This window comes from Streptomyces kryoterrae, from assembly GCF_054072135.1.
Window position 1 is genome coordinate 8,415,501 of record NZ_CM133358.1, and the last position, 23,727, is coordinate 8,439,227.

General features: G+C 69.4%; 20 protein-coding genes and 2 tRNA genes. 18 read left to right on the forward strand and 4 right to left on the reverse strand.

Translation table 11 applies throughout. The features are described 5' to 3' along the window. Positions 1–120: 120 nt before the first annotated feature. From ACW4TU_RS37425 to ACW4TU_RS37465, 9 genes are all read left to right on the forward strand, one after another. Positions 121–573: a TIGR02611 family protein gene (locus ACW4TU_RS37425; protein ID WP_457420698.1), complete on the forward strand. Its 453-nt coding sequence runs from the start codon at positions 121–123 to the stop codon at positions 571–573. Between the two features lie 54 nt (positions 574–627). After that, positions 628–699, forward strand: a tRNA-Val gene (locus ACW4TU_RS37430). Between the two features lie 548 nt (positions 700–1,247). After that, positions 1,248–2,534 carry an ABC transporter substrate-binding protein gene (locus tag ACW4TU_RS37435; RefSeq protein WP_457420700.1) on the forward strand — a complete coding sequence of 429 codons (1,287 nt, stop codon included), beginning with the start codon at positions 1,248–1,250 and terminating at the stop codon, positions 2,532–2,534. A 14-nt stretch (positions 2,535–2,548) separates the two neighbouring features. Beyond that, a complete protein-coding gene (locus tag ACW4TU_RS37440) occupies positions 2,549–3,505 on the forward strand; it encodes a carbohydrate ABC transporter permease (protein WP_457420702.1) in 957 nt (318 codons plus the stop codon). Further along, positions 3,502–4,377, forward strand: a complete 876-nt coding sequence (locus ACW4TU_RS37445) for a carbohydrate ABC transporter permease (RefSeq protein WP_457420704.1) — start codon at positions 3,502–3,504, stop codon at positions 4,375–4,377. The genes ACW4TU_RS37440 and ACW4TU_RS37445 overlap by 4 nt, the downstream gene beginning before the upstream one ends. A gap of 10 nt (positions 4,378–4,387) precedes the next feature. Next, the gene (locus ACW4TU_RS37450) at positions 4,388–4,996 is read left to right on the forward strand and encodes a hypothetical protein (protein WP_457420706.1); all 609 of its coding nucleotides are present in this window, start codon (positions 4,388–4,390) and stop codon (positions 4,994–4,996) included. A 120-nt stretch (positions 4,997–5,116) separates the two neighbouring features. After that, on the forward strand, positions 5,117–7,852 hold the full coding sequence (locus ACW4TU_RS37455; protein WP_457420708.1) for an exo-rhamnogalacturonan lyase family protein: 2,736 nt from the start codon (positions 5,117–5,119) through the stop codon (positions 7,850–7,852). A gap of 68 nt (positions 7,853–7,920) precedes the next feature. Further along, positions 7,921–8,367: an SRPBCC family protein gene (locus tag ACW4TU_RS37460; RefSeq protein WP_457420710.1), complete on the forward strand. Its 447-nt coding sequence runs from the start codon at positions 7,921–7,923 to the stop codon at positions 8,365–8,367. Positions 8,368–8,406: 39 nt separating this feature from the next. Beyond that, positions 8,407–8,478 (forward strand) — tRNA-Val (locus ACW4TU_RS37465). A gap of 82 nt (positions 8,479–8,560) precedes the next feature. Here the strand turns inward: ACW4TU_RS37465 and ACW4TU_RS37470 are convergent. Further along, positions 8,561–9,286 carry a 3'-5' exonuclease gene (locus ACW4TU_RS37470; protein WP_457420712.1) on the reverse strand — a complete coding sequence of 242 codons (726 nt, stop codon included), beginning with the start codon at positions 9,284–9,286 and terminating at the stop codon, positions 8,561–8,563. A 168-nt stretch (positions 9,287–9,454) separates the two neighbouring features. On the opposite strand from ACW4TU_RS37470, the gene ACW4TU_RS37475 reads away from it, so the two are divergent. The 3 genes from ACW4TU_RS37475 (at position 9,455) to thrS (ending at position 13,340) form a co-directional block, all read left to right on the forward strand. Beyond that, a complete protein-coding gene (locus tag ACW4TU_RS37475; protein WP_457420714.1) occupies positions 9,455–10,021 on the forward strand; it encodes a DUF4365 domain-containing protein in 567 nt (188 codons plus the stop codon). Then, positions 10,018–11,241 (forward strand): hypothetical protein, encoded by a 1,224-nt coding sequence (locus ACW4TU_RS37480; protein WP_457420716.1) that lies wholly within the window; start codon positions 10,018–10,020, stop codon positions 11,239–11,241. Before ACW4TU_RS37475 ends, ACW4TU_RS37480 begins: the two co-directional genes overlap by 4 nt. Before the next feature lie 122 nt (positions 11,242–11,363). Continuing rightward, positions 11,364–13,340 (forward strand): threonine--tRNA ligase, encoded by a 1,977-nt coding sequence (gene thrS / locus ACW4TU_RS37485; RefSeq protein WP_457420718.1) that lies wholly within the window; start codon positions 11,364–11,366, stop codon positions 13,338–13,340. 23 nt (positions 13,341–13,363) lie between these two features. Here thrS and ACW4TU_RS37490 read toward each other — a convergent pair whose 3' ends face one another. Then, positions 13,364–14,032, reverse strand: coding sequence for a potassium channel family protein (locus ACW4TU_RS37490; protein WP_457420720.1), 669 nt, complete (start codon positions 14,030–14,032; stop codon positions 13,364–13,366). Positions 14,033–14,099: 67 nt separating this feature from the next. Here ACW4TU_RS37490 and ACW4TU_RS37495 point away from each other — a divergent pair, with 67 nt between their 5' ends. Next, positions 14,100–14,675: an HIT family protein gene (locus tag ACW4TU_RS37495; protein ID WP_457420722.1), complete on the forward strand. Its 576-nt coding sequence runs from the start codon at positions 14,100–14,102 to the stop codon at positions 14,673–14,675. Positions 14,676–14,769: 94 nt separating this feature from the next. Here the strand turns inward: ACW4TU_RS37495 and ACW4TU_RS37500 are convergent, their stop codons facing one another. Together ACW4TU_RS37500 and ACW4TU_RS37505 are read right to left on the reverse strand one after the other, a co-directional pair. Beyond that, entirely contained in the window at positions 14,770–16,437 is a 1,668-nt protein-coding gene (locus ACW4TU_RS37500) for a hypothetical protein (RefSeq protein WP_457420724.1), read from the reverse strand. Between the two features lie 219 nt (positions 16,438–16,656). After that, positions 16,657–18,855 (reverse strand): elongation factor G-like protein EF-G2, encoded by a 2,199-nt coding sequence (locus ACW4TU_RS37505; protein ID WP_457420726.1) that lies wholly within the window; start codon positions 18,853–18,855, stop codon positions 16,657–16,659. A 265-nt stretch (positions 18,856–19,120) separates the two neighbouring features. Here ACW4TU_RS37505 and pgsA point away from each other — a divergent pair, with 265 nt between their 5' ends. The 5 genes from pgsA to pdxS all read left to right on the forward strand — a co-directional run bounded on the left by pgsA (position 19,121) and on the right by pdxS (position 23,726). After that, positions 19,121–19,855: a phosphatidylinositol phosphate synthase gene (pgsA, locus tag ACW4TU_RS37510; protein ID WP_457430514.1), complete on the forward strand. Its 735-nt coding sequence runs from the start codon at positions 19,121–19,123 to the stop codon at positions 19,853–19,855. After that, the gene (locus ACW4TU_RS37515) at positions 19,852–20,787 is read left to right on the forward strand and encodes a phosphatidylinositol mannoside acyltransferase (protein ID WP_457420728.1); all 936 of its coding nucleotides are present in this window, start codon (positions 19,852–19,854) and stop codon (positions 20,785–20,787) included. The genes pgsA and ACW4TU_RS37515 overlap by 4 nt, the downstream gene beginning before the upstream one ends. Next, on the forward strand, positions 20,784–21,953 hold the full coding sequence (locus tag ACW4TU_RS37520) for a glycosyltransferase family 4 protein (RefSeq protein WP_457420730.1): 1,170 nt from the start codon (positions 20,784–20,786) through the stop codon (positions 21,951–21,953). Before ACW4TU_RS37515 ends, ACW4TU_RS37520 begins: the two co-directional genes overlap by 4 nt. 162 nt (positions 21,954–22,115) lie before the next feature. Then, entirely contained in the window at positions 22,116–22,661 is a 546-nt protein-coding gene (locus tag ACW4TU_RS37525; RefSeq protein WP_457420732.1) for a LemA family protein, read from the forward strand. A gap of 216 nt (positions 22,662–22,877) precedes the next feature. Further along, complete coding sequence (gene pdxS / locus ACW4TU_RS37530; protein WP_203689665.1) at positions 22,878–23,726, forward strand: pyridoxal 5'-phosphate synthase lyase subunit PdxS; 849 nt, start codon at positions 22,878–22,880, stop codon at positions 23,724–23,726. Position 23,727: the final 1 nt, after the last annotated feature.

The window sequence follows — 23,727 nt, forward strand, 5'->3', positions numbered from 1 at the left end:
GTGCCGTTGTAAACCCCTCTGAGTGTTTTGCGTGCCTTTACGTAACTCTTCCGGCCGAGGACCGGTTCGTCGGCTACGACCATTCCGGTGACCGGTTTCTGTCCGGTAGGGTTTGGCTGTATGAATACGGGGAGTGACAAGCCGGTCGAGGCTGTCGTGACACCAGAGGAGACCGGGGCCGGTGAGGCCGCGGGTGAGCGCGAGCTCGGGTCGAGAGCACCGGAATTCATCAAGGCCCGCCGCATGCTGCATGTGAGCTGGCAGGTCGGCGTCTTCGTCGTGGGCCTCGCGGTGGTGGGCGCCGGCATCGTCATGCTGCCGTTGCCCGGGCCGGGCTGGCTGGTGATCTTCGGCGGTATGGCGATCTGGGCGACGGAGTTCGTCTGGGCCCAGCTGGTACTGCGCTGGACGAAGCGCAAGGTCACCGAGGCGACACAGCGCGCACTCGATCCCAGGGTGCGCCGCCGCAACATCATTCTGACGACGGTCGGTCTGGTGATCGTGTCGGTTCTCGTCGGGATCTACGTGTGGAAGTTCGGGCTGGAAATGCCCTGGAAGATCAAGGATCAGTGATCCGGCGCCTGTCCGGGGCACCCCCTGGCATGGGGTAATGTTCTCTCTGCGTCCGGGCGATTAGCTCAGTGGGAGAGCGCTTCGTTCACACCGAAGAGGTCACTGGTTCGAACCCAGTATCGCCCACCGGATCGAGTGCGGCCCGTGTCCACGGAAACGTGGACACGGGCCGCATTTGTTGTTCCGCTTTGCCTGTTCAACGCCGACCGGTTCCGCCCGTGCGACCCCCCGGTCCGACGGCTCCGTTCCGTCACCCCGTGCAGCCTCGCGGCACTCCTGGACCCCTTTGGGGCCGCGTCGTGTGACCTGGCGGGACCACCGTGAGCCTTCCGGCACGTGCCCTCCCGTTGCCGTCGATCCCGGCATCGTCCTGTTCGAGCGCACACCCTGCCTGGTGTCAACTTCCCACCCGGCAGGCGCATTTCGGCCCCGTCCCAAATAAACACCGGCCGCCCGCCGATGTTCGACCGGCCGACCCCAGGCGCCTCACCTGCAACGTCGACCTCCTTTCCGGAGGCCGGAGTCGATCTGGGCGCCGTGTGCGCCCAGCCGCTCACAGAAAAATCCTGTCCGAATCATTGACGCATTCCGGGGCCCTCCGTAGCTTGTGCCAGCAAGCGCTTACTTGAAACGATTCACGCGGGCGCCAACGACGTCGCGGGGAGGGCCCTACTGTGCCTAAGAACGGGAATGTTGAGAGGCGAACCATCCTTAAGGCGGCCGGAGCCTCGGCGGCCGCGCTGGGGCTGGCGACGACGACCGGATGTGGTGGTGACAGCGGCGCCGGGGACGGTTCGGTGACGCTCCGTTATGCGTGGTGGGGTGGCGAACCGCGCACCATCGCCATCAAGAAGTCGATCGCGCTCTTCGAGAAGAAGTACCCGAAGATCAAAATCAAGCCGGAATTCACCGACTACGCGGCGTTCTGGGAGAAGTTCCAGACCCAGGCCTCCGGTGGTAATCCGCCGGACGTTTTCCAGAATGCTGTCGGATTTCTGCGCAAGTACGACAAGCGCGGCGTTCTTTTGGATCTCAAGGCGCAGGCGGACGCCGGGAATCTGAGCCTGGAGAACTTCCGCAACGGGGTTCTGGCGAACGGTCAGGTCGACGGCAAGCAGCTCGGCATACCCGTCGGCGCCAACACCATGGCGCTCGTCATCGACCTCAAGGCCTTCGAGAAGGCGGGTGTGGAGGCGAAGTTCGGCTGGACCTGGGACGAGTACTTCGCCGCCCTCCAGACGATCCAGGACAAGCTGAAGATCGCCGGTGACACGGGCTATTTCGGCATCATGTACCTCTACGACCTGTACCTGCGCCAGAACGGCAAGGCCTTCTTCACCGACACCGGTCTCGGCTTCACCGAGGACGATGTGACGCAGTGGTGGGCGGACGGCTACAAGCGGGTGAAGTCCGGTCTGGTCGCCGACCCCAAGAAGATCGAGCAGGTCGCGCCCAAGTCCGGGCTGTCGGCGGGACTCGCCGCGTCCGAATTCACCTGGGACAACTTCTCCATCCGTTACGAGGGCGAGGGGGAGTCCGACTACGGGCTCGCGCCGATCCCCACCACGGACGGCAAGGACACCGGCCAGTACCTCGGTTCGCTGATGCTCAGCGCCTTCTCCGGGACGAAGCATGCCAAGGAGGTCGCCCAGTTCATCAGCTTCATGGTCCACGACCCCGAGGTCGGCAAGATCATGGGCTACGACCGCGGCATCCTCGCCACCACCGAGCAGTACGACGCCTTCAAGCCGACCGACCCCAACAACAAGGGTGTCTCGGCCTACGAGGACGAGGTCGCCAAGGCCGGTGTGCTCGGGAAGATCACCCCGCACCCGTCCGGCGCGGACGTCGTCGAGTCGGCCTTCCTGCGTATCGGCGGCGAGATCGCCCAGGGCAAGACCAAGCCGGCCGACGGCGCGAAGGCGCTGTTCAGCGAGGCCAAGGCCGCGTTCGCGGGCTGAGGGGACGTACCACCATGACGCTCGTCAAGGAAGCGCCCGTGCGTCCGGCGAAGGAGCGGTCCGCCGCTCCTGACGCCGGGCGGCGCGGACGGCGCCGCGAGAACCTCGCCGGCTATCTCTTCATGTCGCCGTGGATCGCGGGGTTCCTGCTGCTCACGGCGGGGCCGATGATCGCGTCGCTCTACTACGCGTTCACCAGCTACAACCTGTTCACGCCGCCCAAGTGGGTGGGGCTGGACAACTTCACGACGATGTTCCAGGACCCGCGCTGGCAGAAGTCGGTCGAGGTCACGCTGAAGTACGTCGTCGTGGCCACACCGCTGAAGCTGCTCCTCGCGCTCGGAGTGGCGCTGCTGCTCGCGCAGAGCCGGCGTGGACAGGCGTTGTACCGGGCGGCGTTCTACCTGCCGTCGCTCATCGGCGCCAGCGTGTCCGTGGGCTTCGTCTGGCGGGCGCTGTTCTCCGACGACGCCGTCGTGGACCGTACGCAGAAGGTCTTCGGGCTCGACGTCGGCGGCTGGATCGGCAACCCGGACTACGTCCTGTACGCCCTGGTGGCGCTGAGCATCTGGCAGTTCGGCGCGCCGATGGTCATCTTCCTGGCCGGGCTCAAGCAGGTGCCGCAGGAACTGTACGAGGCCGCCGAGATGGACGGAGCCGGTCCCTTCCGGCGGTTCTGGAACATCACGCTGCCGATGATCTCCCCGGTGCTGTTCTTCAACGTGCTGCTGGAGTCCATCCACGCGTTCCAGGTGTTCGGCTCCGCCTATGTCGTCTCCGACACCCGGTGCGGGCCCGCCGACGCCACCCTCGTCTACACCTGCTACCTCTACCAGAAGGGCTTCAAGGAGGCGCAGATGGGCTTCGCGTCCGCGATGGCCTGGACGCTGGTGATCGCGGTGGCGCTCGTCACGGCGGTCCTGTTCTGGTCGCAGAAGAAGTGGGTGCACTACGAGGAGGCCGCCAAGTGACCAGTGTCACCAGCCCTGTTGTGAGTTCCGCTACCGAGCGGCGGCGCATCGGCTCCCTTGTCTGGCACGGGGGCGCGCTCCTTGTGCTCGCGGTCGTCCTCTACCCGGTGATCTGGGTGCTCGGCGCCTCGTTCAAGCCGAGCAAGGACATCATCGCCAGCCTCGACCTGCTGCCCACCAAGCCGGTCTGGGCCAACTTCTCCGGGCTCGCCGACGGCATCTCCGGCATCTCCATCGGCAGCTTCTTCAGCAACTCGCTGATGTACGCGGGCCTGGCCGTGGTCGGTGTGGTGATCTCCAGCTCGCTGACCGCGTACGCCTTCGCCAAGATCCGGTTCGCCGGGCGGAACCTGCTGTTCACGCTGATGATCGGCACGCTGCTGCTGCCGTACCACGTACTGCTCATCCCGCAGTACGTGCTGTTCCGCAACCTCGGTTACATCGACACGCTCGTGCCGCTCGTCGCGGGCAAGTTCCTCGCCACGGAGGCGTTCTTCGTCTTCCTGATGGTCCAGTTCATGCGGGGGCTGCCGCGCGAGCTGGACGAGGCCGCCAAGCTCGACGGGTGCGGGCATCTGAGGACCTACTGGTCCATCGTGCTGCCGCTCAGCCGGCCCGCGATCATCACCAGCGCGATCTTCACCTTCATCAACGCGTGGAACGACTTCATGGGGCCGTTGATCTACCTCAACACCCCCTCCAAGTACACCGTTTCGCTCGGCCTGATGATGTTCCGCGACCAGGAGGGCATCTCCAACTACGGCAGCATGATCGCCATGTCGCTGGTGGCGCTGGTGCCGGTCGTTGCCTTCTTCATGGCCTTCCAGCGCTACCTCATCGACGGTATGGCGACCTCCGGACTGAAGGGCTGAGGCGGTCATCATGGCCCAGACACGCGTGAAGGCACGCTCCCCGCGCAAGGAGCGCAAGGAGTCCGTGTTCGGCGAGCGATTCGCACTCTTCGCCGAGTGTCTGCTCACCGGGGTGTGGATCGCCGTGGCCTGCCTCGGGGTCGTCACCTACCCCGCGGCCTTCGCCGCCGGCGCACGGCATCTGCGGCGTCGTACGACCCATGAGGGCGGTGGCTCGCGGGAGTTCGTCGCGGACTTCCGGGCGGCCGTGCGTGGCGGGTGGGCCGTCGGGCTCGTCGGCTGGGCGGTGGCCGCCGCGGTCTGGGTGGACGTCCTGGCCGCGCGGGCCGGGATTCCCGGCGGGCGGTTCGTCGGGGCCGTCGGCATCTTCGCGCTGATCGGGCTCGGCGTTGCCCTGCTGCGGGCGGCGGCCGTCTGGACGCCCGGCGCCCGTTGGCGGGCGCTGCTCGCGGACGCCGGGCGCCGGACCGTGCTCGATCCCGCCGGGTCCTTCCTGGTCGTCTGCGGGCTGGCCGTGGTGGCTCTGTCCGCGGGGTTCCTTCCGCCACTGGCGGTTCCCGTTCTCGGGGCCGTCGTGGCGGCGGCCGTCGCCGTGGAGGAGCGGTACCGGCGCCGCTGACGGGCGGTGCCCTCGCGCAAGGTCGGAGCCCCGGGCGTCGTACCCCTCTGTGTCATGCCCCTGACCACTACCCCTGACCATCACCCCTGCATCCGCACGGAAAGGAAAGGCTGGTCTCCCATGTCTCCCATCCCCCGCAGGTCACTCCTCAAGGCCGCCGCAGTCGCCGGAGCCGCCGCCCAGTTCAGCTGGGCCCTCGGTTCGAGCGCGCAGGCCGCGCCCGCAGCCGCCGAGGCCGACGCCGATCCCGTGACCCTGGACTGGCTGGAGGACGGCGGCCTCGGTGCCGCACCCGGTTCCACGGTCGGCGTGCCCTGGCCGAAGGGCACCTACGACGCGAGCCAGACCTTCGCGCTCACGGACGCCACCGGCACGTCCGTACCCGTGCAGTCCTGGCCGCTCGCCTACTGGCCCGACGGCTCCCTCAAGTGGACCGCGCACGCCGTGAGTTCGGGCGCCGGCAAGCTGACGCTCGCCGCCGGGGCGCCCGCTGCCCCCGCCGCGAAGGTCACCGTCGACAAGAGCGGCGGGACCATCGACATATCGACCGGAGTCATCACCGCGCGCATCGGCAAGTCCGGCTCCACGCTGGTGAAGTCGGTGAAACGCGGCTCCACCGAGATCGCGAAGAACGGGCGGCTCGTCCTCATCCGTCAGCCCGAGATCGAGGACGAGGACCAGGGCGCCACCAGGTTCGAGCGCTTCGACAGCGCCATCGGCAAGGTCGAGGTCGAACAGGACGGCCCCGTAAGGGCAGTTGTCCGCATCGACGGCAAGCACCGCAAGGGCAGCCGCAGTTGGCTCCCCTTCTCGGTCCGCCTCTACTTCTACGCCGGCGCCGACTCCTTCCGCATGGTCCACACCATCACGTACGACGGCACCCAGGAACCCGGCAAGGCGAGCGGCGACTTCATCCGCGGTATCGGGGTCCGCTTCACCGTGCCGATGCGGGACGCCTCGTACGACCGGCACATCCGGATCGGCGGTGACGGCACCGGACTCCTGCGCGAGGCCGTCAAGGGCATCACCGGGCAGCGGCGCGACCCCGGAGCGGCCGTCCAGGCGGCCCAGTTCGCGGGGGAGAAGCTGCCCGACCCCTCGACCTGGGACCAACGTGTCACCACCCGCCTCCAGTACATCCCCGAGTGGGGCGACTACACCCTCTCCCAGCTCTCCGCCGACGGCTTCACCCTCCGCAAGCGCACCAAGAAGGGACACGGCTGGATCGGCGCCGGCGGTGGCAGGCGCGCCTCCGGGTTCGGCTACGTCGGCGGGGCGAGCGGCGGATTCTCCTTCGGGCTAAGGGACTTCTGGGAGAAGCACCCCGCCCAGCTCGACATCCGCGACGCCCAGACCGACGAGGCCGAGGTCACCCTCTGGCTCTGGTCGCCCGAGGCCCAGCCCATGGACCTGCGCTTCTACCACGACGGCATGGGCCAGGACACGTACGCCGAACAGCTCGAAGGCCTCAACATCACCTACGAGGACTACGAACCCGGCTTCGGCACCCCCTACGGCATCGCCCGTACCTCCGAACTCCTCTTCTGGGCCAACGAGTCGACTCCGACCGCCGAGAAACTCGCCGAACAGGTCGAAGCCGTACGGGTGCTGCCACAGCTCGCCGCCCCGCCCAGGCAGCTCATCAAGGCCCAGGTCTTCGGTCCCGGTCTCTACTCCGAGCCCGACCGCTCGACACCGGCCAAGGCCAGGATCGAGGACCACCTCGACTTCCTCTTCACCTACTACAAGGACCAGGTGGAGATGCGTCGTTGGTACGGCTTCTGGGACTACGGCGACATCATGCACTCGTACGACCCCGTCAGGCACCAGTGGCGGTACGACGTCGGCGGCTACGCGTGGGACAACTCCGAACTGTCGCCGGACCTCTGGCTCTGGTTCGCGTACCTGCGCTCCGGCCGCGCCGACATCTTCCGCTTCGCCGAGGCGATGACCCGCCACACCGGCGAGGTCGACGTCTACCACCTCGGGCAGTGGGCCGGTCTCGGCACCCGGCACGGCGTGCAGCACTACGCGGACAGCGCCAAGCAGCAGCGCATCGCCAACACCACCTACCGCCGGTACTACTACTTCCTCACCGGTGACGAACGCGTCGGCGACCTCATGCACGCCAACGTCGACAGCGACGAGACCTTCCTCGTCCTCGACCCCATCCGCAAGATCCGCACCGAGCCGTACACCCCCGACCGGCACGCCCTGTCGATCGGCTTCGGCACCGACTGGAGCGGGCTCGTGTCGGCCTGGCTGACCGAGTGGGAACGCAAGGGCCCCAAGTGGGAGAAGGCCAAGGCGCGGGTCCTGTCCACCATGGAGACCATCGCCGCCCAGCCCAACGGCTTCGTGCAGGGCAGCGGGCTGTACGACCTCGACACCGGGAGGTTCGCCGTCGCCGCGGCGCCCGTCGTCGGCGTCTCGCACCTCTCCGCGGTCTTCGGCCTCAACGAGCTGTGCGCCGAACTGATCGACCTGGTCGAGATGCCGAAGTTCAAGGAGGCGTATCTCGACTACTGCCGCTACTTCAACGCCACCAAGGCCGAACAGGCGGCCCGTTACGGCTCCAACTTCGGCACCCTGCTCCTCTTCCAGGGCCATTCGCGGCTCGACGCGTACGCGGCCGTACAGACCGGCGACACGAAGCTCGTCACGCGCGCGTGGGACAAGTTCTACAACTCCGACGGCTACAAGGAGTCGGCCCCCTGGAAGACCGAGCCGGTGAGCGGCCCGGTCACCCTGGTCCCGGGCAGCGAGGCCAACTGGGTGTACACCAACGACACCGCCCTCTACGGCCTCGCCGCCATCGAGAACCTCGCCCTGCTCGGCGACAGGATGCCCTCGTAACGGAACACGATTTCCCGCTCTCGCCGCGTAGCGCGCGGTGAGAGCGGGAACGCGGGCACACTCCACCCATGGACTGGAGCCATTACCGCTTCCGCACCCGGTGGACCCTGGCCGCGCCCCTCGACGCCGTGTACGCGGCCTTGGAGCAGGCCGAGGACTACCCCCGCTGGTGGCCGCAGGTACGCGAGGTCGACCGCGTCGACGACACCAGCGGAGTCATCCGTATCCGTTCCCTGCTGCCGTACGACCTGACCTTCACCGCACGCGAGGTGCGCCGCGATCCGGCGGCCGGAGTTCTGGAGATCGCCATGACCGGCGACCTCGACGGCTGGGCACGCTGGACACTCACCGTGGCCGGCGACGGCACCCTCGCCCACTACGACCAGGAGGTCGACGTCACCAAGCCGCTGATGCGCCGCCTCGCCGTCCCCGGGCGGCCCCTCTTCCGCGCCAACCACGCCCTGATGATGCGTGCGGGACGACGCGGACTGGCCGCCCACCTCCAAGCGGTTTGAACGAAGCCCGCCCGGACCTGTATTGTTCGGTGAGTTCCCGGGCGATTAGCTCAGTGGGAGAGCGCTTCGTTCACACCGAAGAGGTCACTGGTTCGAACCCAGTATCGCCCACCGGGAAAAGGCCGGTCCGTCATCGACGGACCGGTTTTTTTCATGCGCTCGTGCAACTGTCGTACGGCCGTCTGCCGTACGGCTATGCAGCCGCCGGCATCTCCGGTCGCAGTGGCCACGCCGGATCGACCGCCTCCGGCGTACCGCTCTTCGCGAACCACGCCTGCAGGCCGCGCGCCTGCGCCGCGTGCCACACCGCCTGGAGTGTGTGCAGTTCGGCGGGGGAGAGGCGCTCCAGCCGGGTCGCGAAACGGCGCCCGACCGCCCGTACGACCTCCAGCGAGGCCGTCGCGTCCGCCGCCGCGTCATGGGCGCCCTCCAGCGTGACGCCGTAGTGCGCGCACAGGTCCGTGAGGGTGCGGCGGCCCTTGCGGTAGCGGTCCAGGTGTTTGTCCAGGACCCGGGGATCCAGCACCAGCAGCGGTGTCGAGCCGAACCAGCGGTCGAGCGACGAGGCCCGATGGCGGCGCAACTCCCGGTCCAGCATGGTCAGATCGAAGGGCGCGTTCATGATGACCAGCGGGCGGCCCGCCGCCGCCTGCTCCGCCAGCGCCCGGGCTATCTCCTCCATCACAGGGGACGGCCAGCGGCCGTTGCGCTGCAGATGTTCGTCCGTCAGCCCGTGCACCGCCGTCGCCGAAGCGGGCACGGGCACACCCGGGTTGATCAGCCAGCGGCTGACCCGCGGCCGGATGGCCGGACCTTCCTGGACCACGACGGAAGCCGACACGATCCGGTCGGTCTCGACGTCCACACCCGTGGTCTCCGTGTCGAACGCGGCCAAGGGGCCCTCGTACCAGCACGTCATACCTATGCAACTCCTCGTTCACCCACGGCAGCCGACGCACCGTCTTCTGCCCGTTTGGTGATACCCGGGCTGTTTGCGCCGTACGCAGGAAGGAGACAACAGAGGTACAGGTTTACGCACTTCACCAGCCTGTCATGGTAATTCACCCGGTTTGGAAGGCACTTGGTCATGGCGATAGCGCAGCCCGAACGGGGCGGGCTGCTCCCCGAGCGGACGGCACCCCATCGAGGCAACCTCGCCACCACCGCCTGCATGGAGACACTGCAGGTGGGTTATCTGCACGCTGTCGCCGCGGCGGCCGGCTGCTCGCTGTCCCAGCCGTTCCCCGACAACGGCATCGACTGGCACGTCAGCCACGGCGCCCCCGGGCACACGGTCGACGACGAGGTCACCATCAAGGTCCAGCTGAAGTGCACGTACCAGATCGCACCGAATCCGCCGGGCCCGTACTTCTCCTTCACGCTCGACAACGCCCACCTGACGAAACTCGCCCGCACCCCGGTATCGGTGCACAAGATCCTGGTCGTGATGCTCGTACCGCGCGCGCAGGACGACTGGCTGCGTGCCGGGCACGACCGCCTCGACCTGCGGCACTGCTGCTACTGGGTCAACCTCGCCGGCCAGCGGACCACCGGCCGGTACCGGACCACCGTGCGGATACCGACCTCACGCATCTTCGACGACCGCGCGCTCTGCGAGATCATGACGCGGGTCGGGACGGGAGGCAGACCGTGACGCACCGGCCCACCGAGGACCCCCTGCGGCCTGTCCGGCCGCACCCCGTGGACACCCCCTGGCACGACGAACCGCCCGCGCCCGAACAGGTCGACCCCGCGGTGCTCGGCGCCCTCCTGCGACGGCACGGCTGGCAGCGGCGCGGGGGAGCCGTCGGACGGTACGGGCGCTGGACCCCACCCGGGCCCGGCGGCAACGGCACGAGCCTCCTCGTGCCCGAGAGCCGGGCCTTCCCCGACAGCGACGACCTGCTGGCCGAGGCCCTGGTCGCACTCGCCCGCAGCGGGTCGCCCTCCGCGCGCGAGGTGCTCGTCGGCCTCGCCGTGCCCAGCGACGAGATCCGCTGGTGGCGGGACGTCCCGACCGGCCCCGCCGGCGTCGCCACCTGGCCCGTCGAGGAACAACTGCGCTCGGCCGCCCGCCGGATGATGCTCGCCGGAGCCCTCGCCACACGCGCGCGTGCGGGCTACTACGGCGCCCGCCACCGCAGGACCGCCGACGCTCTCCTCGAACACGTACTCGTCGGCGCCGCGCCGGCCGGGCGCAGCCTCACCGCGTTCGTCCCCGTCGACACGGGCCGCCCCCTCGCCGTACGCCTCCACCAGGCCCTGTACGCGGCCCGCGAGGCCATCGACTACCACCGGGCCACCGGCGGCATGGACGCCTTCGACGGGGCCGTCGAGGCAGGTGTCAGCCACGAGCTGACAGAGGCCCTCGTCGCCCTCGTGCGCGGCGCGGAAGGCGCCCGGATCGCCGTCGAGTGGGCACCCGGCGCGGAGGTTCCCGAGGGCTGCTCGGCTCGCACCGAACCCGTCGAGTTCTCCCCCGGCGACCTGCCCGCCCTGCGCGCGGCCGGTGGCCGATACCTGCGTGAGGAACCGTCGGTGCCGGTCCGGATCACCGGCACGGTGGTACGGATGCGCAGGTCGGGCCCGCGCGGCGAAGGCGCGGTACGCCTGCGGGTGCTGGCTGGCGCCGAGATCCCGCACGTCCGGATGACACTGGACGAGGAGGCGTACCGGATCGCCGGGCACGCGCACCTCGTCGGCCTGCCGGTGCGGGTGCACGGCCGGCTGGAGAGCCGGGGCGGCTTCCGCCGCCTGACCCAGGCCTCCGGGGTCGCACCCGTCCAGGTCGACGAGGCGGAGCGGGACCGGCTGATGAAGTCGCTGCAGGAGAACCTCGACTTCTTCGAGGAGGCGTGCAGCGGGGACGACTGAGGGCGGCGGTGACGAGGGCTTCCCGATATCTGTTTCGCGGTGGGCGGGGCCGGGTCGGTACGATCCTTCCTTGCGCGCGCTCTCGGTATGGCGCCGCACCCACCTGCAGTCAGGAGAGACCGGTGTCAGAAGTCCGTGTGATCATCCATCGCGATTCCGAGCGGGAAGAGCGCGTGGTGACGACGGGGACTACGGCCGCCGACCTCTTCGCCGGCGAACGTTCGATCGTCGCCGCGCGGGTGGGCGGGGAGCTCAAGGACCTCGCGTACGAGGTGGCGGACGGCGAGGAGGTCGAGCCGGTCGAGATCTCCTCCGAGGACGGCCTGAACATCCTGCGCCACTCCACCGCCCACGTCATGGCCCAGGCCGTGCAGGAGCTGTTCCCGGAGGCCAAGCTCGGCATCGGCCCGCCGGTCAAGGACGGCTTCTACTACGACTTCGACGTCGAGAAGCCGTTCACGCCCGAGGATCTCAAGGTCATCGAGAAGAAGATGCAGGAGATCCAGAAGCGCGGGCAGCGGTTCTCCCGCCGTGTGGTGACCGACGAGGCGGCTCGCGAGGAGCTGGCGTCGGAGCCGTACAAGCTGGAGCTGATCGGCATCAAGGGGTCCGCCTCGACCGACGACGGCGCGAACGTGGAGGTCGGCTCCGGCGAGCTGACCATCTACGACAACCTCGACGCCAAGACCGGCGACCTGTGCTGGAAGGACCTCTGTCGGGGTCCGCACCTGCCCACCACCCGGAACATCCCGGCGTTCAAGCTGATGCGCAACGCCGCCGCCTACTGGCGGGGCAGCGAGAAGAACCCGATGCTCCAGCGCATCTACGGCACCGCCTGGCCCACCAAGGAGGAGCTGAAGGCGCACCTCGACTTCCTCGTCGAGGCCGAGAAGCGCGACCACCGCAAACTGGGCAGCGAACTGGACCTGTTCTCGATCCCGGAGCAGATCGGCTCCGGCCTCGCCGTCTTCCACCCCAAGGGCGGCGTCGTCCGCCGGGTGATGGAGGACTACTCGCGCCGCCGGCACGAGGAGGAGGGCTACGAGTTCGTCTACACCCCGCACGCGACGAAGGGGAAGCTCTTCGAGACCTCGGGCCACCTGGACTGGTACGCCGACGGCATGTACCCGCCCATGCAGCTCGACGAGGGCGTGGACTACTACCTCAAGCCCATGAACTGCCCGATGCACAACCTGATCTTCGACGCGCGTGGCCGTTCGTACCGTGAACTCCCTTTGAGGTTGTTCGAGTTCGGCACGGTGTACCGGTACGAGAAGTCCGGCGTCGTGCACGGTCTCACCCGCGCCCGGGGCTTCACCCAGGACGACGCGCACATCTACTGCACGCGTGAGCAGATGGCGGAGGAGCTGGACAAGACGCTCACCTTCGTCCTCGGCCTGCTGCGGGACTACGGTCTGACCGACTTCTACCTTGAGCTGTCCACCAAGGATCCGGAGAAGTTCGTCGGCTCGGACGAGGTCTGGGAAGAGGCCACGGAGACGCTGCGGCAGGTGGCCGAGAAGCAGGGGCTGCCTCTCGTTCCCGACCCGGGCGGTGCTGCCTTCTACGGGCCGAAGATCTCCGTTCAGACGAAGGACGCGATCGGCCGGACCTGGCAGATGTCGACGGTCCAGCTGGACTTCAACCTGCCCGAGCGGTTCGACCTCGAGTACACCGGCCCCGACGGCTCCAAGCAGCGTCCGGTGATGATTCACCGAGCCCTGTTCGGCTCCATCGAGCGGTTCTTCGCCGTGCTCCTCGAGCACTACGCGGGGGCGTTCCCGGCGTGGCTGGCGCCTGTTCAGGCGGTCGGTATCCCGATCGGCGACGGGCATGTCGAGTACCTGCAGAAGTTCGCCGCGGAGGCGAAGAGGCAGGGGCTGCGGGTCGAGGTGGACTCGTCGTCCGACCGTATGCAGAAGAAGATCAGGAACGCCCAGAAGCAGAAGGTGCCGTTCATGGTCATCGTCGGCGACGACGACATGAACGCGGGCACGGTGTCGTTCCGCTACCGCGACGGTTCGCAGGAAAACGGCATTCCGCGTGACGAAGCGCTCGCGAAGCTCGTTGATGTGGTGGAGCGCCGAGTGCAGGTGTGATTGCTCCCCGCCAACGCGGGGATTCAGGCCCCCGGGGAATTCCCCGGGGGCCGCTTGTCGTCCTCCCGCGAGAACACCTGCAGCAGCCACGACGAGAACGACCCCGTCACCGCCCCCAGCAGCGCCAGACCACACGCCATCAGGCCCACCGCGACCAGCCGGCCGACCGGAGTCACGGGAGACACGTCGCCGTACCCGACGGTCGCGAGAGTGGCGCAGGTCCACCACACGGCGTCGCCGAACGTCCGGATCGTCGCGCCGGGCTCGGCATGCTCCTGCTGGTACACGGCCAGTGCGCCCGCGAACCCGAGCAGTGCCACCGACAGACCGGCGTACACGATCACGCGCGCGTGCAACGCGAGCCGGGGCCTGCCACGCCGGTGCAGTACGGCCTCGTACACCCGGACGACACGCAGCGGGCGCAACAGGGGCAGCAGCAGGACGAGGGTGTCCAGCCAGTGCGTGCGTACGAACCGGGCGCCGGCGCCGCTCAGCCGCCAGCGCACCGCGTAGTCGAGCGCGAAGACCACCCAGGCGGCCACCAGTACGGCCAGGCAGAGGGCCTGTCCGGTGCCGGACAGACCGAGCGCGAGTACGCGGACCGCGTACGCGGTGAGATAGAGCAGTGACGCCACCCCGAGCGGGACCTCGGTGCGCCGCTCCCAGCGTTTCGTGCGGCTGTTGTCGTCCATTCAGCCAGCTTGGCCGTGGGTGTCCCGGCGTGTGCCCCGGCGACACGCTCCATATGGGCGAAGCAATATGCTGCATGGCATGACGAGTGAGCCGGAGCAGCAGATCGGAGTCGGGACGCAGGACGCGTTTCAGCGCCTGTGGACGCCTCACCGGATGGCGTACATCCAGGGCGAGAACAAGCCCACCGGTCCAGGCGCCGACGACGGCTGTCCCTTCTGCTCGATCCCGGCCAAGTCCGACGAGGACGGCCTCATCCTCCAGCGTGGCGAGCAGGTCTACGCCGTGCTCAATCTGTACCCGTACACGGGCGGCCATCTGATGGTCGTGCCGTACCGGCATGTCGCCGACTACACGGACCTGACGGACTCCGAGACCGCCGAACTGGCCGAGCTGACCAAGCAGGCGATGACGGCCCTGCGCGGGGCGTCCGGCGCGCACGGCTTCAACATCGGGATGAACCAGGGCACGGTGGCGGGCGCGGGCATCGCGGCCCACCTGCACCAGCACATCGTCCCGCGCTGGGGCGGCGACACGAACTTCATGCCGGTGGTGGGCCACACGAAGGTACTGCCGCAGCTGCTGGGAGACACGAGGAAGATGCTGGCGGCGGCTTGGCCGTCTTCCAGCCCGTCCGGCGATTGAGGACAAGGCCCGTTCAGGGCCGTAGCGGGGTCTGGGGGCGCAGCCCCCAGTGACGGCAACCCCCACCGACCCGCACCGCCGAACAGCCGGAGGCCTACGCGTCGTAGACGTCGGCCTTTCGGGGCATCGGGTCCTGTACCGCCGTGCTGAGGAACGACGACCGGTTGCCGAACTTCTCCGTGTCCACGCCGTTCTCCTCCAGGACCTTGATCGCCGCCGCGTGCACGACCCGCAGTACCGGCGTGGCCGCCCGCAACGCGTCGTCGGCCATGAAGCGGTGCCGCCACGGCTGGTCCGCCCACGAGTGACGCAGGCCGAAGGGTTCGGGCAGGCCCAGTGAGCCGCCCAGCCAGTTCAGCAGCGGCGGATACCAGGTCAGCGGCGCACGCGCGGCGAGCCGTACGACCTCGTCCGCGTCGACCAGGGGCAGCTTGACCTTCCGGGTCTCCCAGAACCTGACCGACTTCTGGACCTCCTTCTCCTTGGCGGCGGGCTTGCTGGTGAAGAGGGAGTGCACCGGACCGAGCGCGTGCCCGGTCACCTCGATGCGCAGGGTCTCGTGCAGCACGGTGACCGTGATGAGCATCGTGATGATCAACTGGCCGTCCCAGAGCGTCCACTGGACCCCGAGGTAATGGCGCTGACCGCTGCCGAACTGCTGCTTGTTGCAGATGTCCTGTATCGCGTGGTTCTTGATCATGTAGGCGTCCACGTCCGTACCGCTGGGCCGGGAGACCTCCTTCGCGCCCTCGCCGACGGGCGTGACGATCCAGTGCTTCAGGGACGGCTTGGTGAATCCGCCGGTGTTGAGCGGGCCGCGCTCCAGCATGCGCAGCTGGTCGTGGATCGAACGTATGACGTCCCAGCTGCGGAAGGGGTGGATCTCCTTGCCGGCGTCCCGGGGGACCAGGTCCTCGGCGAGCTGCCAGCTGCCCCACCGGGTGCCCATGCCGAGTATGCCCTTGGGGCCGGCGTAGAAGACGGAGTTGGACTGCTGCTCGGCGCTGAGCCGGGCCAGCTCCTTGCGCAGGTGTTCGGCGGCTGTCTCACCGGGGCTGCCGGGCACCGCCTCGGGGATCCTGGCGCCGACGCCACCGCCGGACAGCAGGCCGGCCCAGCGGTCGCGGAGGTCCTGCGCGGTGCGCTCGCAGATCTGCTTGGCCCACAGCCAGCCGACGACCGGCAGGACGACGCACGCGCGTGCGTACCAGGCCCAGAAGCCGGTGAACGGCATCTTGATCAGGAAGATCACGGCGAAGGCGCCCACGGCGACCAGCAGGGTGGTGGCGAGCGCGGAGGCCCGCTTGTCCGCGCGCTTGGAGATGCTCGCGCGGCCGACGAAGACCATCAGCCACAGCAGGAGGCCGGGGAGGAAGAGCACCCCGCACAGCACCGTCACCGCGGAGAGCAGGTTGTCGCGGTCGCGCCGGATGCGGTGGGCCGCGAGGGCGTGCTCGACGATGACCTGCGGCTCGGTGCCGAAGGACTGGATGAGCGGCTTGCGGCCGGCGCCCAGCATGCGGTCGATCACGGCCCGGGAGAAGGCCTCACCGAGCTTGGGCCGGAAGAGCTTCCCGAACGCACCTCGGGGCGGCTTGACCGTCGACTGGTGCCACTCGTTGTCCGCCTCCAGGATCTTGGTGACCTCGTCGTCCTCCCGGTAGGCCGCCGAGGCCAGCGCGAAGGTCGCCGCCGTCTGGCCCGCGGAACCCGACAGGGGCACCTGTGCCCCGGGACTGAAATCGAAACCGTCGTTGGCCACTGTGCCGCCCCCTCGCCGCCATACCCGCTTCTGCGGCCTTTCCCGACTTCCTTGCTCCGCACACCTGTTGAACAGGTCATCACGTTGATCGAGTCACAACTCGATCAGGTGATCAGCGTATCCGCAGCCACCGACAATCGGGCGGCGGACGGCACAAACCGTCCGCCGATCCGGAGGAGAGCGTTCCGCGAAGGACACTTGTCGGGCACCGGCTGCCAACTACGGGGTGCCCTGGGCCTGTTCGCGGACCCTCTCGGCGATCTGCGGCGGCATCGGCTCGTGCCGTGCGTACCTGCGGTCGAAACGGGCGGTGCCGTGCGAGAGGGAGCGCAGATCGACGGCGTACCGGCCGATCTCGATCTCGGGCACCTCGGCCCGTACGAGGGTCCGCCCGCCGCTCGCCTGCTCGGTGCCGACGACCCGGCCGCGCCGTCCGGACAGGTCGCTCATCACGGACCCCACGTAGTCGTCGCCGACCAGCACCGTCACCTCGGCCACGGGTTCGAGGAGATGGATCTTCGCGTCGGCGGCGGCCTCGCGCAGCGCGAGCGCGCCTGCGGTCTGGAAGGCGGCGTCGGAGGAGTCCACCGAGTGCGCCTTGCCGTCGAGCAGGGTGATCCGCACGTCGATGAGCGGATAGCCGGCGGCGACTCCCTTGCCGGCCTGGGCCCGGACGCCCTTCTCCACGGACGGGATGAACTGCCTGGGCACGGCGCCGCCGACGACCTTGTCCACGAACTCGATGCCCGAACCGCCCGGCAGCGGCTCCACCTCGATCGCGCAGATCGCGAACTGCCCGTGCCCGCCGGACTGCTTCACATGGCGTCCGCGCCCCGCCGACCGGCCGCCGAACGTCTCCCGCAGGGAGACCCTGTGCGGTACGACGTCCACCTGGACGCCGTACCGGTTGCGCAGCCGTTCCAGGGCGACGTCCGCGTGGGCCTCGCCCAGGCACCACAGGACCACCTGGTGGGTGTCCGGATTCTGTTCGAGCCGCATGGTGGGGTCCTCGGCGACGAGCCGGCCGAGGCCCTGGGAGAGCTTGTCCTCGTCCGCCTTGCTGTGCGCCTGGATGGCGAGCGGCAGCAACGGGTCGGGCATCTCCCACGGTTCCATCAGCAGCGGGTCGTCCTTCGCGGAGAGCGTGTCGCCGGTCTCCGCCCGGTTCAGCTTCGCCACACAGGCGAGGTCGCCCGCGATGCAGTGCGTGAGCGCGCGCTGCTGCTTGCCGAAGGGCGCGGACAGGGCACCGACGCGCTCGTCGACATCGTGGTCCTCGTGGCCGCGGTCGGCGAGCCCGTGCCCGGAGACATGGACCGTCGCGTCGGGCCGCAGGGTGCCGGAGAAGACGCGGACGAGCGACACCCGGCCCACGTAGGGGTCGCTGGCCGTCTTCACGACCTCCGCGACCAGTGGGCCGTCCGGATCGCAGAGCTTCAGCTCGCGCGGGCGCCCGTCCACGGTGGTGACCCCGGGCGCGGCGCGCTCCAGGGGGGTCGGGAAGCCCCCGGTGACCAACTCCAGCAGCTCGACCGTGCCCAGGCCCTGTCGGGCGCCCTCGGCGGCGGGGGCGGCGGCGAGCACGGGGAAGAAGGTCCCGCGCGCGACGGCGCGTTCCAGGTCCCCGACCAGCGTGCCGAAGTCGATCTCCTCGCCGCCCAGATAGCGGTCCATGAGGGTCTCGTCCTCGCTCTCCGCGATGATCCCCTCGATGAGCCGGTTGCGTGCCTCCTCGATGGCCGGGAGCTGGTCGGGGCCCGGTTCGGCCTCCTTGCGCTCCCCGGTGGAGTAGTCGAACAGCTTCTGCGAGAGCAGCCCGGTCAGCCCGGTCACGGGCGCGTGCCCGTCCGGTCCGGGCGCGCCGTGCAGCGGCAGGTAGAGCGGCAGTACGGCGTCGGGGTCGTCCGCGCCGAAGGCCTCCGCGCAGGTGCGGGTCATGTCGTCGAAATCCGCGCGCGCGGACTCCAGATGCGTGACGACGATGGCCCGCGGCATGCCGACCGCCGCGCACTCCTCCCACACCATCCGCGTCGAGCCGTCCACCCCGTCCGAGGCCGAAACGACGAAAAGGGCCGCGTCCGCCGCGCGCAGACCGGCCCTGAGCTCCCCGACGAAGTCGGCGTATCCGGGAGTGTCCAGAATATTGATCTTGCACCCGCCCCATTCGACGGGCACCAGGGAGAGCTGTACCGAGCGGTGCTGCCGGTGCTCGATCTCGTCGTAGTCGGAGACGGTGCCGCCGTCCTCCACCCGGCCCGCCCGGTTGACGGCCCCCGCGGTCAGCGCGAGAGCCTCCACCAGAGTGGTCTTGCCCGATCCGGAGTGGCCGACCAGCACCACATTCCGTATGGACGCGGGGTGGTCGGCCGCCGTAGCCCTGCCGGCGGCTCCGGGGTGTGCGTTCGCCTTGTCGCCCATGGTCCTGCCTCCCGTGCACGGTGAGGTCACTGTGGGCGCGGCCGTGCCGAAGCCGCGTGCGGTGGCGGCTGCGATGACGCCCGCGGTGGTTTCGAGCTTTGCACTCGCGTCACGGTGCGTCCATACGACGGACGCGATCGCGCGGACGGGACGGTGCGCGTGGGGTGATCCGGGCTGCCGACATCCCGCCGTGACCCGGATGGCGTCAGGCCGTGACACGGGGGTGCGGGTGCCCGAACGTCGCACATGCGCGCGCGTGGCTACGATGGGCCAGCCGGTGGCCAGCAGGGGCCGCACGGCGACACCGACCCTCGGGAAGGCCATGCTGAACAAGTACGCGCGTGCATTCTTCACGCGTGTCCTCACACCGTTCGCAGCGTTTCTCATCCGCCGGGGCGTCAGCCCCGACACGGTCACGCTCATCGGCACCGCCGGAGTGATCGCGGGCGCGCTGGTCTTCTACCCCAGGGGCGAGCTCTTCTGGGGCACGATCGTCATCACGCTGTTCGTCTTCTCGGACCTCGTCGACGGCAACATGGCCCGCCAGCTGGGCCGTTCCAGTCGCTGGGGCGCCTTCCTGGACTCCACCCTCGACCGGGTGGCCGACGGCGCGGTCTTCGGCGGCTTCGCCCTCTGGTACGCGGGCGGCGGGAACGACATCGTCCTGTGCGCGGTCTCCATCTTCTGTCTGACCAGCGGCCAGGTGGTCTCGTACACCAAGGCGCGCGGCGAGTCGATCGGCCTGCCGGTCGCCGTCAACGGCCTGATCGAGCGCGCCGAGCGCCTGGTGATCTCACTGGTCGCGGCCGGTCTCTCGGGTATGCACAAGTTCGGGGTGCCCGGCATCCAGTACCTGCTGCCGGTCGCCCTGTGGATCGTCGCCGTCGGCAGCCTGGTCACGCTGATCCAGCGCGTCGTCACGGTCCGCCGGGAGTCCGCGGAGGCGGACGCGGCAGCCGAGAGCGGGAGCACCACGCAGAGCAGCGGGACGGCATCGTGAGCGACCTGCGGGACCGGCTGACCGACGGGGCGTACGCGGTGGGCTGGAGCGCCGTCAAGAAGCTCCCGGAGCCTGTCGCCGTCCGGCTCGGGCGGACCATCGCCGACCTCGCCTGGAAACGGCGCGGGGAGCGCGTACTACGGCTCGAGTCGAACTACGCGCGCGTGGTGCCCGACGCGACACCGGAACGCCTCGCCGAACTGTCCCGCGCGGGCATGCGTTCGTACCTGCGCTACTGGATGGAGTCCTTCCGCCTGCCCGCGTGGAGCCCGGAGCGGGTGAAGACGGGCTTCGAGCCGACGGACCTGCACCACCTGACCGACGGTCTGGCCTCGGGCCGGGGCGTGATCGCGGCGCTTCCGCACCTGGCCAACTGGGATCTGGCCGGTGCCTGGGCCACCACCAAGCTGGAGACACCGTTCACGACGGTCGCCGAGCGCCTCAAGCCGGAGACGCTGTACGACCGTTTCGTCGCCTACCGCGAGGGCCTGGGCATGGAAGTTCTGCCGCACAGCGGCGGCACCACGTTCGGCACCCTGGCGCGACGGCTGCGCGACGGCGGCCTGGTCTGCCTGGTCGCCGACCGGGACCTGTCCGCCTCGGGCGTCGAGGTGAAGTTCTTCGGCGACACGGCCCGGATGCCGGCCGGTCCGGCCCTGCTGGCCCAGCAGACGGGCGCACTCCTGCTCCCGGTGACCCTGTGGTTCGACGACTCGCCGGTCATGCGTGGCCGTATTCATCCCCCGATCGAGGTACCCGAGACAGGTACGAAGGCCGAGAAGACGTCAGTCATGACACAGGCGCTGGCCGATGCCTTCGCCACGGGAATCGCCGACCACCCGGAGGACTGGCACATGCTGCAGCGGCTGTGGCTCGCGGATCTCGACCCCGCTAAGGATCCCTCCAAGGATCCGGAGAAGGGGACCCCGTGAAGATCGGCATCGTCTGCCCCTACTCCTGGGACGTTCCGGGCGGCGTCCAGTTCCACATCCGCGACCTGGCCGAGTACTTCATCCGCCTGGGTCACGAGGTCTCCGTCCTCGCTCCCGCCGACGACGACACCCCCCTTCCGCCGTATGTCGTCTCGGCGGGTCGCGCCATCCCGGTGCCGTACAACGGCTCGGTGGCCCGCCTCAACTTCGGCTTCCTGTCGGCGGCCCGGGTACGGCGGTGGCTGCACGACGGCGAGTTCGACGTGCTCCACATCCATGAGCCGGCCTCGCCCTCGCTGGGCCTGCTCGCCTGCTGGGCAGCGCAGGGCCCGATCGTGGCCACCTTCCACACCTCGAACCCGCGCTCCCGGGCCATGATCGCCGCGTACTCGATGCTGCAGGCCGCCCTGGAGAAGATCAGCGCCCGGATCGCGGTGAGCGAGTACGCCCGGCGCACGCTGGTGGAACACCTGGGCGGCGACGCGGTCGTCATCCCGAACGGTGTCGACGTCGACTCCTTCGCCCGGGCCAAGCCGAAGCCCGAGTGGCAGGGCGACACGATCGGCTTCATCGGCCGCATCAACGAACCCCGCAAGGGGCTGCCGGTCCTGATGAAGGCGCTCCCGAAGATCCTCGCCGCCCGCCCCGGGACGAGGCTGCTGATCGCGGGCCGCGGCGACGAGGAGGAGGCGCTGGAGGGCCTGCCGTCGGAGCTGCGCTCGCGTGTCGAGTTCCTGGGCATGGTCAGCGACGAGGACAAGGCACGGCTGCTGCGCAGCGTGGACGTGTACATCGCCCCCAACACCGGCGGAGAGAGCTTCGGCATCATCCTGGTCGAGGCGCTGTCGGCGGGCGCACCGGTCCTGGCCTCGGACCTCGACGCCTTCGCCCAGGTCCTGGACCAGGGAGCGGCGGGCGAACTGTTCACGAACGAGGACGCGGACGCCCTGGCCGCCGCGGCCGTACGGCTGCTGGGCGACCCCGCCCGCCGGGCCGAACTGCGGGAGCGGGGCAGCGCCCATGTACGGCGGTTCGACTGGTCGACGGTGGGCGCGGACATCCTGTCCGTGTACGAGACGGTGACGGACGGCACGACAGCCGTCGCGGCGGACGAGCGCACGGCCACGGGGCTGCGGGCGCGGCTGGGACTGGCGGCCCGGGACTGAGCGGGGCTCCCACGGTCTTGGGCTGGGTCGGCGATATCAGCCCGGCCGGCGTTTGAGGCCGAGGCCGTTCAGGCCGATGGGGGTCTGGGGGCGCAGCCCCCGGGGACGGCCAGGTGAGGGACGCCGCGGAACCGGCGGAGCGCCCCTGTAGCGTTGCCGCCCGTGACCCCAACCCTCATCTGGATCCTTGTCGGGCTCGTCGCGATCGGCCTCTACCTGAGCTGGACCGCGGGGCGGCTCGACCGTCTGCACGCGCGCATCGACGCCACCCGCGCCGGCCTCGACGCGCAGTTGCTGCGCCGGGCTTCCGTCGCCCAGGAGCTGGCGACGTCGGGCGTTCTCGACCCGGCCGCCTCGATCGTCCTGTACGAGGCGGCGCACGCCGCGCGGCAGGCCGAGGAGGAGCAGCGTGAGGTCGCCGAGAGCGAGTTGAGCCAGGCGCTGCGGGCCGTCTTCGGGGAGGCGGCGCAGGTCGAGGCGGTGCGGGAGGTGCCCGGCGGGGAGGCGGCGGCGCGTGAGCTGACCGAGGCGGTGCGCAGGGTGCCGATGGCCCGGCGGTTCCACAACGACGCGGTACGGGCGGCGCGGGCGTTGCGGCGGCATCGGAAGGTGCGGTGGTTCCGGCTGGCGGGGCACGCGGCCTTCCCGCTGGCGTTCGAGATGGACGACGAGGCGCCGACGGCTCTGTCGGAGCGTGCGCCGGCGTGAACGCGGTTTCTCACCCCCGCTGGGCGGGCTGAAAATCCGCCTCGGGGGCGAAAACGATCCACCGGCTCCCCATTGGCTCTTGCTGTGGACTGGTTCCCTCCCGTTTGCTCGGTACTGCAGCAGCCCTCTTTCACCGAGTGAGGTCAAACCGTGTCCAGCACGCTCTCCAACTCCGCCCAGTCGCCCGAGACCGGCACCGCCCGCGTGAAGCGCGGCATGGCCGAGCAGCTCAAGGGCGGTGTGATCATGGACGTGGTCAACGCCGAGCAGGCCAAAATCGCCGAGGACGCCGGCGCCGTCGCCGTCATGGCCCTGGAGCGCGTCCCGGCGGACATCCGTAAGGACGGCGGCGTGGCCAGGATGTCCGACCCGGACATGATCGAGGGCATCATCGAGGCCGTGTCCATCCCGGTCATGGCGAAGTCCCGCATCGGCCACTTCGTCGAGGCCCAGGTCCTGCAGTCCCTCGGCGTCGACTACATCGACGAGTCGGAGGTGCTGACCCCCGCCGACGAGGTCAACCACTCCGACAAGTGGGCCTTCACCACCCCCTTCGTCTGTGGCGCCACCAACCTCGGTGAGGCCCTGCGCCGTATCGCCGAGGGCGCCGCGATGATCCGCTCCAAGGGCGAGGCCGGCACCGGCAACGTCGTCGAGGCCGTCCGCCACCTGCGGCAGATCAAGAACGAGATCGCCCGTCTGCGCGGCTACGACAACAACGAGCTGTACGCCGCCGCCAAGGACCTGCGTGCCCCTTACGAGCTTGTCCAGGAAGTCGCCGAACTCGGCAAGCTGCCGGTCGTGCTGTTCTCCGCCGGCGGTGTGGCGACCCCCGCCGACGCCGCGCTCATGCGTCAGCTGGGCGCCGAGGGCGTCTTCGTCGGCTCCGGCATCTTCAAGTCCGGCGACCCCGCCAAGCGCGCCGCCGCCATCGTGAAGGCGACCACCTTCTACGACGACCCGAAGATCATCGCGGACGCGTCCCGCAACCTCGGCGAGGCCATGGTCGGCATCAACTGCGACACGCTCCCCGAGGCCGAGCGCTACGCGAACCGGGGCTGGTAGC